This is a genomic window from Colwellia sp. BRX8-9, from assembly GCF_014077245.1.
Lineage (GTDB): Bacteria > Pseudomonadota > Gammaproteobacteria > Enterobacterales > Alteromonadaceae > Colwellia_A.
Genome location: NZ_JACGVN010000001.1, coordinates 87,976 through 100,417, shown reverse-complemented (window position 1 = coordinate 100,417; position 12,442 = coordinate 87,976). Strand labels below are relative to the sequence as shown.

The 12,442-nt window shown below is 37.0% G+C and carries 11 protein-coding genes and 1 pseudogene; 5 read left to right on the top strand and 7 right to left on the bottom strand.

The window, feature by feature from the left end; all coding sequences use genetic code 11:
- Positions 1–37: 37 nt before the first annotated feature.
- Positions 38–250 (bottom strand): DUF1414 domain-containing protein, encoded by a 213-nt coding sequence (locus H4J70_RS00445; RefSeq protein ID WP_070373583.1) that lies wholly within the window; start codon positions 248–250, stop codon positions 38–40.
- 79 nt (positions 251–329) lie between these two features.
- Here H4J70_RS00445 and yejK point away from each other — a divergent pair, with 79 nt between their 5' ends.
- Genes yejK through H4J70_RS00425 form a run of 4 tightly spaced genes read left to right on the top strand, consistent with a single transcriptional unit; the run spans position 330 to position 4,203 of the window.
- Positions 330–1,406: a nucleoid-associated protein YejK gene (yejK, locus tag H4J70_RS00440; protein ID WP_070373582.1), complete on the top strand. Its 1,077-nt coding sequence runs from the start codon at positions 330–332 to the stop codon at positions 1,404–1,406.
- A gap of 29 nt (positions 1,407–1,435) precedes the next feature.
- Positions 1,436–2,482, top strand: coding sequence for a dihydroorotase (gene pyrC, locus H4J70_RS00435; RefSeq protein ID WP_182215164.1), 1,047 nt, complete (start codon positions 1,436–1,438; stop codon positions 2,480–2,482).
- Between the two features lie 19 nt (positions 2,483–2,501).
- On the top strand, positions 2,502–3,380 hold the full coding sequence (locus tag H4J70_RS00430) for a 6-carboxytetrahydropterin synthase (protein WP_182221945.1): 879 nt from the start codon (positions 2,502–2,504) through the stop codon (positions 3,378–3,380).
- Positions 3,373–4,203, top strand: a complete 831-nt coding sequence (locus tag H4J70_RS00425; RefSeq protein ID WP_182243531.1) for a M23 family metallopeptidase — start codon at positions 3,373–3,375, stop codon at positions 4,201–4,203. The genes H4J70_RS00430 and H4J70_RS00425 overlap by 8 nt, the downstream gene beginning before the upstream one ends.
- Positions 4,204–4,282: 79 nt before the next feature.
- On the opposite strand, the gene H4J70_RS00420 is transcribed toward H4J70_RS00425, so the two are convergent.
- From H4J70_RS00420 to icd, 3 genes and pseudogenes are all read right to left on the bottom strand, one after another.
- Complete coding sequence (locus H4J70_RS00420; RefSeq protein WP_182250460.1) at positions 4,283–5,524, bottom strand: tyrosine-type recombinase/integrase; 1,242 nt, start codon at positions 5,522–5,524, stop codon at positions 4,283–4,285.
- 382 nt (positions 5,525–5,906) lie between these two features.
- Positions 5,907–6,120 (bottom strand): annotated as a pseudogene (locus H4J70_RS00415) (cold shock domain-containing protein); the annotation flags it as partial.
- 136 nt (positions 6,121–6,256) lie between these two features.
- Entirely contained in the window at positions 6,257–7,507 is a 1,251-nt protein-coding gene (icd, locus tag H4J70_RS00410; protein ID WP_182215173.1) for an NADP-dependent isocitrate dehydrogenase, read from the bottom strand.
- A 309-nt stretch (positions 7,508–7,816) separates the two neighbouring features.
- Here icd and H4J70_RS00405 point away from each other — a divergent pair, with 309 nt between their 5' ends.
- Complete coding sequence (locus H4J70_RS00405; RefSeq protein WP_070373576.1) at positions 7,817–8,053, top strand: RNA-binding protein; 237 nt, start codon at positions 7,817–7,819, stop codon at positions 8,051–8,053.
- A 92-nt stretch (positions 8,054–8,145) separates the two neighbouring features.
- Here the strand turns inward: H4J70_RS00405 and H4J70_RS00400 are convergent, their stop codons facing one another.
- The 3 genes from H4J70_RS00400 to H4J70_RS00390 all read right to left on the bottom strand — a co-directional run bounded on the left by H4J70_RS00400 (position 8,146) and on the right by H4J70_RS00390 (position 12,331).
- Positions 8,146–10,377, bottom strand: coding sequence for an NADP-dependent isocitrate dehydrogenase (locus tag H4J70_RS00400; protein WP_070373575.1), 2,232 nt, complete (start codon positions 10,375–10,377; stop codon positions 8,146–8,148).
- Positions 10,378–10,648: 271 nt separating this feature from the next.
- A complete protein-coding gene (locus tag H4J70_RS00395; RefSeq protein ID WP_182250459.1) occupies positions 10,649–11,755 on the bottom strand; it encodes a hypothetical protein in 1,107 nt (368 codons plus the stop codon).
- Between the two features lie 18 nt (positions 11,756–11,773).
- Positions 11,774–12,331, bottom strand: a complete 558-nt coding sequence (locus H4J70_RS00390) for a phosphoribosyltransferase (RefSeq protein WP_146800083.1) — start codon at positions 12,329–12,331, stop codon at positions 11,774–11,776.
- Positions 12,332–12,442 lie beyond the last annotated feature (111 nt).

Below are 12,442 nucleotides of genomic sequence, written 5' to 3'. Positions count from 1 at the left end.
AGTTTATCAGTTCTATATTTTATGAATATAGTGGTAATTATAGGACTGACTTTTTTAAAGCATTAGTGAAATTGGTTACAATATCAGCTCTTTTTGCTTCAGGAATATTTTTATTAATAATTTCTGTTAAGGTATTTCCTAAGCACATTAGCGCTAGATCAGGGGTTGCAGACTCATTAACTAAAACATTATGTAAATCTTGGATAATTTTTTCTACACGTTCATTCGAATACTTGGATACAATAGGCATCTTAAATACTTAATAGGTTATTTGATAGATTGGTACAAGTTTATCAAATGCCTGAACAATATAAAACTGGCCTTTAACTATGAGCTTAATTATTTCAAACATTGCCCTACATTTTTTAACCAAAAAAGAAGAAACCGGTGAAGTTGTGCTGCGTTTAGGGCCAGAATCTATCGAAATCAGCAATAAGATTGAAAATTTTGTTGATGGACTTCATAAAATCTATAATGCTAAAGCGAGTAAAGCCTACGGACATTTTACTACTATGCCTGCAGCAGGAGATACTGCTCGTTTTGTTGATATTATGGAAAGCTATTTAGGTGAATCACAAAGTTTTTATGCTTTTAGTAGTCAGGCGGCTAATTTATTAAAAAATGAATTGGAAAAATATAACCTGGCAGAAACAGGCTACTTAGTTGTTTGCCACTATGAGTACATGGGCGGTCGTTATTTACTTGCTACAGTGATCCCCGTTTCTGAACATTATTCTGTCGATGGCGAATTAAATATTTCTGCTGACAAACACCTTGATACCGCGCGTATGCAATTAGCAGCGCGTATCGATTTATTTGATTATAAAGAAAACCAGCAAGGTAATAAGTATGTTTCGTTTATCAAAGGTAGAGCGGGTCGTGTTGTTTCTGATTTCTTTTTAGACTTTTTAGGTTGTGAAGAAGGCTTAAACTCCAAAGAACAAACACAAACGTTAGTGCAGGCCGTTGAAGATTATGTTGCTGTTAATCAACTTGATGCGACAGAAAAACAGAATACTCGCAAAGAATTATTGAGTTACTGTAAAGAACAAAAAAGTGCTGCTCAGGATGTCTCCATTCAAGAAATAGGGCAAGTGATCAAGCAAGAGGGCGCCACTCAAGATTTTCACCAATTTTGCCAAGAGCAATCTTATCCGTTGGAAGAATCTTTTCCACATGATCAAACGGTTGTTAATAAGGTCACTAAGTACTCAGGGTATGGTAACGGGATCAGCTTGAGCTTTGAACGCAGTCACTTTGGCGAAGACGTTGTTTACAATGCGGCAAATGAAAGTATTACTATTTATAAAGTACCACCAAATTTAAAAGATCAATTATTAGCGTTATTGCAAACGGCTGATAAGAAAGAGCAAGACGCTCATCAATCTGAAAATACAGAATTTTAAACTTAGTTAACTAATTTATAGGTATAAAAATGACAACATTAACCATTACTCGCCCAGACGATTGGCATGTACATTTACGCGATGGCGATGCTTTAACGACCACAGTTCCAGATACTAGCCGTTACTTTGGCCGCGCTATTATTATGCCAAACTTAGTTCCTCCAGTTACCAATGCTGAATTAGCGACGCAATATCATCAACGCATTATGGCTGCTAATGTAAACGGCTCAAAACAAAGTACGCCATTTCAACCATTAATGGTGCTTTATTTAACTGATAAAACCACCGTACAAGAAATATACGACGCTAAAGCAACGGGTCTTGTTTTTGCTGCTAAGTTGTATCCTGCTGGGGCAACGACAAACTCTTCTTCTGGTGTGACGAGTGTTGATAACATCGCTGATGTACTTACAGCAATGCAAGAAGTGGGCATGCTTTTATTGATCCACGGCGAAGTGACTGACAGCCATATTGATATATTTGATCGTGAAGCGATATTTATTGAAACTATTTTAACGCCCTTAGTAGCAAAATATACGGAATTAAAAATAGTTTTAGAACATATAACCACTAAAAATGCGGTTGAATTTGTTGAGCAAGCAGGTGATAACGTTGCGGCGACAATTACCGTTCACCATTTATTATTTAATCGTAACGATATGTTAGTTGGCGGAATTAAACCTCATTACTACTGTCTACCTATTTTGAAACGTAACATTCATCAACAAGCATTAATTGCTGCAGCAACTGGAGGCAGTCGTAAATTTTTCTTAGGAACTGATTCTGCTCCTCACCCACAACATGCCAAAGAATCTGCTTGTGGCTGTGCGGGATCTTATACGGCACATGCTGCAATTGAGCTTTATGCTGAAGCATTTGAAGCAGCAGGGGCCTTGGATAAATTAGAGGGCTTTGCGAGTTTACATGGGCCAGCATTTTATAATTTACCCGTTAATAACGATAAAATAACTTTAGAAAAAGCCCAATGGCATGTACCAGCGACGATGTCGTTTGGTCATGATGTTGTTGTGCCAATCCGTGCTAACGATACTATTGCTTGGCAAGTAAAAGACTAGATTTAAATAGGAAGTAATAATGCAATTATTTGTAAATGATTTAACGGTCATTGATTTTTCATACTGTTGCCAGGAACGTGGCATTGTCGGCGAGAGTTGGATCGTTGATGTACTCCTTGATGGTGCTCTCAATGAAATGAGCATGGTGCTTGACTTTGCTGTGGTTAAAAAGCAAATTAAAGCAATTATAGATGATGCTGTTGATCATAAATTATTATTACCGATGAAAAACGAATGTATTACTGTTACTGATTCATTACATCAGGAAAACCATGAATACGTTGATTTTATTAGTGAGCGAGCCAGTTACTATTTACAGTCACCAAAATGTGCTTTTGCTAAAATTACTAGCGATACGATTGATGTAGCATCTGTTACTGAGCATTTAACCGCAATAATTCTTGAGCAATTACCACAAAATGTTCAAGGTCTTAAGCTAACCCTTCGACCAGAGAATATAAGTGGCGATTTTTACCACTACACCCATGGTTTAAAATTACATGACGGAAATTGTCAGCGTATTGCCCATGGTCACCGTTCTACTATTCATATCTTACAAAAAGGTCAACGGGTAGCTGCATTAGAAAAAGCTTGGTGCTTACGTTGGCAAGATATTTATATTGCTTCAGATGTTGACCGTGTTGCAAAAGCAGATATTGAACTGTCAAATTTTGCTCAACATAATTTGACGCCCGATCACCATTTCTTTTCTTATACCGCGCCACAAGGTCGCTTTGACATCGCGGTTGAGAATAAGGTATTAGACGTTGTCGATTGTGACTCAACCGTTGAGCTTTTAGCCGACTTTATTGCCAGACAATTAGTTGCTGATAATCAAAGTGATGTAACGGTTGTTGCCTTTGAAGGTGTTGGTAAAGGCGCTATTGCAAATGCTTAATACTAAAAAAATTAAGCTTATAACCTTTTGTTTAGTCGGTGTTTTTTTTAGTCCGCATACGTTTGCTGATATTAAGCTTTCGGGAGAAATAAAGCAGGGCGCTTTAGTCATAGGTAAAACAGCTAATAATAATGTCGTTACTTTTGATGGGAAAGTGCTGCCTTTATCTGCATATGGCGATTACGTTTTTGGATTTAGCCGCGATGATGATAAAACACATCAATTAGTGATCACTCAACCAAATGGTGAAAAAGAATTAAAGTCTTTAACACCGGCAAAGCGTCAATACGATATACAGCGTATTGAAGGTATTGCCAAAAAAATAATGAACCCAAATCCGAAAGCTATTACTCGTTCTAAGCAAGATGGCGCGCAAGTGAGTGCAGCCAGAAAAACCTTAAGTACTAAAACTGATTTTGCTAACGGATTTATTGCACCAATAACAGGTATTATTACGGGTGTTTATGGTAGCCAACGGGTTTTTAATGGTGTGCCTAAACGTCCACATTATGGTTTAGATTACGCAGGAAAAACCGGCGATCCAGTCAAAGCTCCCGCAGCGGGCACTGTGGTAATGTTCGTACCTGATATGTTTTATTCAGGTGGCACTATGATAATTGATCACGGTCATGGTATTACTTCTAGTTTTTTACATTTAAGTAAATCTTACGTTAAAACCGGTGACGAAGTTAAAAAAGGACAAGTTGTTGCTGCCGTTGGCTCTAGTGGCAGAACTACAGGTCCTCATTTAGATTGGCGTATTAATTGGTTTAATATGCGTTTAGATCCCGCATTAGCGTTAAGAGCTGTTGCCATTAAATAGAAAATATTAACGCTATATATTAAGGTCTACATTCATTTATTAAGTCAGTAGTAAGTTATACAAATAAATGAGTGTAGGATTAATTAACCCGTCGTTTTTTACCACTTTCAGCACGTTTCTTATTTTCACTTTGAACATATACCGTATCGGTTGTTGCCATGCTTGCATGACCCAGATCTTCTGAAATATCTTTAAGAGGGCGCCCACGTTCAATTTCCATACTTGCACCGGTATGCCTTAACCAATGGGCAGAAGCTTCTTTCAATTTTAATGCCTTATTTTCACCTTCGGATCTACGCATATTTTCATGTGCTTGATCAAAAACACTTTGAACTAAACGGCGTAAATGTCGAGATGTCATACCACCTTGGCCACGAACTTTCTCAACAAGAATTGAATTTTCATTACTTGATGGCAAACCTAATAAACCTCGGGAAGAGCGGTAACGCTCTAAAAAAGGTAAGAAATCAAGAGGAACCGTGATGTCACGCAATTTACGGCTTTTTCCAAAGACTTTAAGCCACCAATTTTCATCATCATCTTGCCAAAAGTGTCCCATTGTAGGTGACCAATTTTCACGTTCTGATAGTTCGGAAATTCTTAAAAAAAGGGTTTTTAATGCGGATATAACAAATAAATTTCGTTCAAATAGTGGGTTTTCATCAGCCATTTCAATGGCTGTATCTAAAACATATTGCCATTGGCTAGCGGTTAGACGTTTAACTTCTTTAACTTGAGAGTCTATTATAAAATGTCGGCAATCTTTTTTAGCTATTTGTGCAGGATTACCAATGCAAAGATCCTCAGCCATTAAATAGTTGTAAAAAACGATAATTGCGGTAAACATTGATGAAAGTGTTTGTTGTGATGGACGATATTTTTTCTTATCAATGATGTATTCAGATTTTAGACTTTTAGGTGCTTGGATTTTATACGGGAACCAAAGCTCATTAGCCAAGGAATAACCATTGGATATTTTGAAACGTTCTTGATTTGATGTACCAATCCAAGTAACTGGTGGCTGCCAACAAAAGTCAGCATATTCAAGTAAGTCTGATTTACGTAATTGGTCTATTGGTTTTTTCTTTTCAATAAATGACCATAAAAGAAAACGTTCAACGTCGTTTCTAAATCGGTCATAAGTGTGAGTAGATTTATTTCTACCTATATAAGTAAGGAAGATTTTCCCCCAATCAAATTGTTCAAGCCACCAAGGTTCATTTGATGAGAATATTTTATCTAACTCTGGGTAGTCATCAAAATCAAAATCACACAAATCAATGTATGGTGGATATAAAGGAACAGGTTTATTTAACAACATTATTTTGAAAACCAAGTAGATAGTACGTATAAAGGCAGTCTAAACCATTATACTCACTATGTCCAATACTGAAGAGTATCGGACATAGTGAGCTATGTGGAATATAGGGAAGTGCTCCCCGTAATTACTCGTAGATTAAAAAGCTTCTGATCTGCTATTTTAGTCTTAATTTACTTTAATCTACTTTAATTTTTTTCATAAACTTGTCGTCTAGCAACGCGATAAATTACGAACGTTGTTTATCGCGTCAAGTGTTAAGGCGCTAACCCTAGTCGTTGAAATGCAAAAGCACCAATACCTACTAGCACTAATAATAAAACAAGCTTACTTTTAACGGCTGAAGTATTTCTGTAAATACGGGGTTTATGTTCTTGTATCACTTTAGCTTCAACACCTTCAATACGACAATTAACGGCTTTGCTTTTACCGTTAGTTTGTTTTTCTACTTCAAAGTAAATTAAATCACCTACTTTAGGTTTTCTGCTCATCTCTTTTAATGATGATATATGAATAAAGGTATCTTTAGTCAGTTCACTCGATTGAATGAAGCCAAAGCCTTTATTATCTTTCCAACTTGTTAATTGTCCTTTGTGCATCACGGTTCCATTACAGATTTTGGTTATAAACTATTAAAGCTTGTTCTAGGGTAAATATCACAATAATTATCATTAAAAAAGACCAGTCGAATTTGGTTCGACTGATCCTCTTTACTATAACTTAATGGCGTTAATATTACATATGGTCAATAATACAATCACCAAACTCTGAACATGTAACGAGTGTTGCACCATCCATCAAACGTTCAAAATCGTAAGTGACTGTTTTAGCGTTAATGGCACCTGACATACCTTTAAGTAATAAATCAGCGGCTTCAACCCAACCCATATGTCTCAACATCATTTCTGCAGACAAAATAACAGAGCCTGGATTAACCTTGTTCAAACCCGCATATTTTGGTGCTGTGCCATGTGTTGCTTCAAAAATTGCAATATCATCATTCATGTTCGCGCCTGGTGCAATACCAATGCCGCCAACTTGTGCTGCTAATGCGTCAGATATATAGTCACCGTTTAAATTTAATGTTGCGATAACACTGTATTCTGCGGGTCTTAATAAAATTTGCTGTAGCATTGCATCAGCAATAACATCTTTAATGATAATCTCTTTACCCGTTTTTGGGTTTACAAATGAACACCAAGGACCACCCGCAATAAAGTCAGCACCAAATTCATCACGTGCTAATTGGTAACCCCATTCTTTAAAGGCACCCTCGGTATACTTCATGATATTACCTTTGTGTACTAAAGTTACCGACTCTCTGTCGTGATCAATAGCATACTGAATGGCTTTTCTCACTAAGCGTTCGGTACCTTCTTTAGATACTGGCTTAATACCTATACCACAGTTCTCGGTGAAACGAATTTTTGTTGCGCCCATTTCATCGATTAAAAACTTAATCATTTTCTTCGCTTGATCAGATCCCGCTTTATACTCAATACCAGCATAGATATCTTCTGAATTTTCTCGAAAAATAACCATATCTACTTCGCTTGGTTTTTTAACCGGGCTGGGTACACCGGTGAACCATTGTACTGGGCGTTGGCAAACATATAGATCTAATATTTGTCTAAGTGCTACGTTTAATGAACGCATGCCACCACCTACAGGCGTAGTTAACGGCCCTTTTATACCAACTTTAAACTGCTTAAACATTTCTAATGTTTCATCAGGTAACCATGTTTCTGAATCGTAAACTTGGGTTGCCTTTTCACCGGCATAAACTTCCATCCAGTGGATCTTACGATCACTGTTATAAGCTTTTTCAACAGCAGCGTTAACAACTTTTATCATTGGCGGTGTTACATCGATGCCAATACCGTCACCTTCAATAAAAGGGATAATAGGATTATTCGGGACACATAGCTGCCCGTTTTCACAGGTAATGGCTTGACCTTCAGTCGGGATTGTTACGTTCGTAGACATATATGATTCCTCTTCTTTAGCACAATAACGTTAACAGGTATTAACTTTAAAGCTATATTGTTTGAATTATGGATAAAACTGCTTATTTTAGTATAGGTTATCTTTACTTGAATGTTAAAAATAAATGAAAAAGACCTGCAACACTAATACAGAATAGATGATATTGACTATAACCGAGGTGAATAATTTAAACAACCGTTTAAATTATGTGTTTGAAAGCTATTAATAACCGCTAATGAAATAAAATAGCTTGGTGAAAGTTAACTATCTTGAGATAATTACTTTTAATATTATTTTTTAGGATTGTTGATGAAACTATTAGTACGTAACTTATCTCGCTCTACAACCGAACAAGAAATTCGGATTTTATTTTCAGCTCATGGTGGTGTCACCGAATGTACTTTAGTTTTAGACCAAGAAACGGGGAAATCTAAAGGTTTCGCGTTTGTGGCAATGCCTAATGAAGCAGAAGCTAAAAAAGCGATTAAAGCACTGCACGAAACTAGAATTGGTAGTAATAGAATTAGAGTGAAAATATCTAAGTAAGACTAATTATCATTATTAGCATTCAATAAAAAGGCTGAGTATCAATTAAGATACTCAGCCTTTTTTATATTTATAACTTAACGAATGTTACGTTACAGTAAGCTAGACAATATAGTATTAAACGTTTCGCTTGGACGCATCGCTTTACGCGCTAGGTCAACATCAGCATAATAATAACCGTTGATGTTCATTGAAGGACCTTGAGCGGCATTTAATTCAGCAATAATTTTAGCTTCTTGCTTAGTTAATGCTTGAGCAATAGCAGTAAAACTCGCTTTTAACTCTTCATCATTTGTTTGTTCAGCAAGTGCTTGTGCCCAGTACATAGCAAGATAAAAATGGCTACCACGGTTATCTAATTCACCCACTCTACGTGAAGGCGATTTGTTTTCATCGAGGAACTTACCTGTTGCTGAATCTAGCGTATCAGCAAGTACTTGCGCTTTGTTATTCTTGGTATGAACGCTTACATGTTCTAAAGAAGCAGCAAGGGCTAAAAATTCACCCAAAGAATCCCAACGTAAATGGTTTTCTTTTTCAAATTGTTGAACATGCTTAGGTGCTGAACCACCCGCGCCTGTTTCAAATAATCCGCCGCCATTCATTAGTGGCACAATTGAAAGCATTTTAGCGCTGGTGCCCAATTCTAAAATTGGAAATAAATCAGTTAAGTAATCACGTAAAACGTTACCAGTTACTGAAATAGTATCTTCACTCTTAGCGGTACGCGCTAAAGTAAACTCACAGGCTTTAACGGGTTCTAAAATCTGAATATCTAAACCTGTTGTATCATGGTCAGCTAGGTAGGTATTTACCTTTTTAATCATCTCTGCATCATGGCCACGATTTTCATCTAACCAAAATACTGTCGGTACGTTAGTTGCTTTAGCACGTGTAACAGCAAGCTTAACCCAATCTTGAATAGGCGCATCTTTAACCTGACACATTCTCCAAATATCACCTTGAGCAACGTTATGTTCTAACAAGGTTTCGCCGTTGTCATTAACTACTCGAACCGTACCTTTACCTGTCATGGTAAATGTTTTGTCATGTGAACCGTATTCTTCAGCTTTTTGCGCCATTAGACCTACGTTCGGCACTGTACCCATTGTTGTTGGGTTGAATGCACCATTTTCACGACAAAAATCGACAACCGCTGAAAAAACACCGGCGTAGTTACGATCAGGGATCATAAACTTAGTATCTTTTTGATTGCCATCACGATCCCACATCATACCAGAAGCTCTTAAAGCCGCAGGCATTGAAGCATCAATAATTACATCGCTTGGTACATGAAAATTAGTAATACCTTTGTCTGAATCAACCATCGCAACTTCTGGACGTGTGGTATAAACAGCGGCTAAATCGGCTTCAATTTCTTTTTGTTTTTCGCTTGGTAAACGAGATATTTTTGCATAAACATCGCCAATACCATTATCGGCATCTACACCAAGTTGTTCGAAAATAGCAGCATGTTTGTCAAAAACATCTTTATAGAAAACTTTTACTGCATAGCCGAACATGATTGGATCTGAAACTTTCATCATGGTTGCTTTTAAGTGAAGAGAAAGTAAAACGCCCTCTTCTTTAGCTTTAGCTGTTTGTGTTTCATAGAATTCAATTAATGCCGCTTTACTCATTACTGCCGCATCGATAATTTCTTTGTCTAATAACGGTAAGTGCTCTTTTAATAAAGTGACCGCACCATTTTCGCTAACGAATTCAATCTTTACATTGGTTTCGCCATTAATAGTGGTTGATTTTTCACTACCGTAAAAGTCACCCGCTGACATATGAGCAACGTGTGATTTAGAATCTTTTGACCAAGCACCCATAGAATGTGGATTTTTGCGTGCATATTGTTTAACCGAGCTAGGCGCACGACGGTCTGAGTTACCTTCACGGAGAACAGGATTAACCGCAGAGCCTAAAACTTTTGCGTAAGTAAGCTTAATAGATTGCTCAGCTTCATTTTGTGGTTCAGCTGGGTAGTTTGGTAAGTTATAACCTTTAGCTTGAAGCTCTTTAATAACGGCTTCTAGCTGTGGTATTGAAGCTGAAACATTAGGTAATTTAATGATGTTAGCTTCTGGTGTTTTAGCTAACATGCCTAATTCGGATAAAGCATCACTAACACGTTGTTCTGCTGTTAAGTATTTTGGAAAGTTTGCTAATACACGTGCCGCAAGTGAAATATCACGCGTTTCAACGTTAATACCAGAAGAAGCCGTAAATGCCTGAATAATTGGTAATAAAGAGTGAGTCGCCAATGCAGGCGCTTCATCGGTAATCGTATAAATTATTTTTGTTGAATCTGAGCTCATTTACTTTCCTATTGCTAATTGCCTAATAAAGTGAAAATACCACCTATTGGCGTTATTCATCACTCTATTACTATTAATTATTCCGCGAGAACGCTAAAGCGTATTAAAAATTTATGACTATTTATTCGCGATCTATGTGCCTGAGTAAGTACAGACATAAAAAACCAGTGGCTGTACCACTGGTTAACCTGAGTATTATAAACCTTCAAGTAAGCTTCGTAAACAATATGGCTATAATTACAAATAACTATGTTGTATATATAGCCATTATTTATTCTAACCAACCTTTGTCAATTGTTAATGAAAACAATAAAGGCGAAAAAGATTTGTATTTTTCATAATTTGACGGACACTTTGCATTCTCTATATAATGCGCTTTCCATGGATCATTGATTAGCCAAATTTTATTATTCGCTACTGCAACGCCTTCTAATGAGGTGTTACCGATAGGCTCCCAATCACTGCATTCATTATTTTCAGCACTCACTGGCGCTAAAAAATTCATCGCAATAATTTTTGTTGGTTGTTTCTTTGCCAAATCGATAATCCATAATTGATCATCATTCCTAGCTGCAGCAACGATATAACCAGGGTGATTATCCTTCGAAAGATAGTCCATACCATTTATAGGGTGCCCACCCTGACTAAATGTCGGTAATAGAACTTCAGTATCAATTACCGGAGCAAATTCATCAGTCGCCCAAAAATTTTCGCCTAATACCAACGAAAAAATACGCGCTAAACCCTGACTGTCTTTTTCCAAACCAAGGTATAAAGTATTGTCCTGACCAAAAGCTAGTCCCTCGATACCATCATTAGAAAAGTCACCCACGTTATAACTTGCGTCAAATTGTAAGGGTCTAACATGCGTCATCGATAATATATTATTATCATCAAGCGCTAATCTCACAATAAGTGTGGGGTATGTTGTCGAACCGGTATTTTGAAAGCGCTGTTGACATGCCGATGAAAGTTCATCGCCATTACGGGCATCTTCGGTCACTATAATGAAAACTTTATCATTGTTAGGGTCAACCGCTAAAGCTTCAAAATCAGGCTCACCTGCTAGATACGAGGAAAAGCAGCTGGACTTTACCTGGCTAGACAGGGTCATGAGCATTGATTTTTCTTCTACTAATCCACTCGTGGGCTCAATAATATGTAATTGTTTCTGCTGAGACTTATCAGCTGAACCATCAGAGAGAGTCAGTAATTTTCCGCGCCATAGCTTTAACGCGGAGGTTTGTGGATCGAACATAACTTGCTGATCAGCTTCTACCAGCCACTTTCCCTTTAAAGTCACTTGCTGATGAATGTTATCATCAGCAAGTACAGTAAAAGCAGAGAGATAGATAGCTATAAAGGGTAGCAGCTTCATTAACAACTCAACCTGTAATTATTTTAAAAGGTGTAATATATTGGTAAGGTCAGATTTGCCTTCAGCAATTTCTTCTTGTGTTAATCCTGACAATTCATGTGGGAATACCAACCATTCATCAGACTCGTGAACATAGTAGTCTGGTTTGATATCAACCACGTTATTGGTTGGCTTATACCAAGGACAAGCAATGCGAACATCTGTCGGCATATTATTACGCGCTAATTTTTTAAGTTGTTTTATTAATGCATCAATACTGCGGCCTGAATCAAAAACATCATCAACAATTAATAAGCCATCAGTTGCATTGGCATTTTCGATAATGTAATGCAAACCATGCACTTTGATTTCTTTACTTTGTTGGTTAATGCCGTAGTAAGAAGAAGTACGGACAGCGATATGATCTGTTTCAATATTTTTAAAATCAAAATACTCCTGAACAGCAATACCAACAGGTGCTCCACCACGCCATATGCCTATGATAAATTGTGGACGAAAACCATCTTCAAAGACTTTTGCGGCCAGTCTAAAAGAATCTTCTAGTAATTCTTGTGCGGTGATAAATTTTTTATTCATAGTGGTTGTTTCTTACTGTAAAAGTAGTGTAATGTGGCGAATTATATCAATTCTTGACCGAATGGTTAAGTAAATTATTCAGTGAATTAACGTTTATTATTTACCTGTACT